Here is a 553-nt window from a genome sequence, read left to right as displayed (position 1 = left end):
GCACAACGCCAGCGTGGGCACGCTGATGTCGGGAATCTCGGCGCTGCGGTCGGGTTGGTCGGTGGTGAGGAAGTCGACGAACGCCGAGCGGTTACCTGGCCGATTCCACAGCCGGTGCGCGCGGTCCACCATGGCGGCGTCGACGATGGCGGAGTTCGGTCCGACGGCTTGGCGCAGGCTGCGCTCGACAGAGCGGCGCGGCATGAACCGTCGCAACAGTTGACCGACGATGGGGTTGCGCGCCAGTGCCATGGCGGCCGGCAATTCCTTGTCCGGATAGCCGGTCGCATTGATCAACACCAACCCGGTGAGGTCCAGGCGCTCGGGGTGATCGAGAGCGAGGTTCCAGGCGATGTTGCCGCCCACCGAGTTGCCGGCCACCGCGCAACGCTCGACGCCGATGGTGTCCAAGAAGCGTGCGAGCGCCGCGGCATAGGTGGCGACCCGGTAATCGCGGTCGGGGCGCGGCCCCGTCACGCCGAAACCCGGCAGATCCGGCCGAATCACGTCGAAGGAACCCCACAGTCGTTGCGCGACCGCCTCCACCCCGTAC

The 553-nt window shown here is 68.4% G+C and carries 1 protein-coding gene; it reads right to left on the bottom strand.

What is annotated here, in order from left to right; translation table 11 throughout:
* A partial coding sequence (locus RNC47_RS36245; RefSeq protein ID WP_311605121.1) for an alpha/beta fold hydrolase occupies positions 1-553 on the bottom strand: 553 nt, incomplete at both ends.

Origin of the sequence: Streptomyces millisiae (assembly GCF_031845425.1) — a bacterium.
In the GTDB taxonomy this organism is placed as follows: Bacteria; Actinomycetota; Actinomycetes; order Streptomycetales; family Streptomycetaceae; genus Streptomyces; species Streptomyces millisiae.
This window is presented reverse-complemented; position numbering and strand designations above follow the sequence as displayed.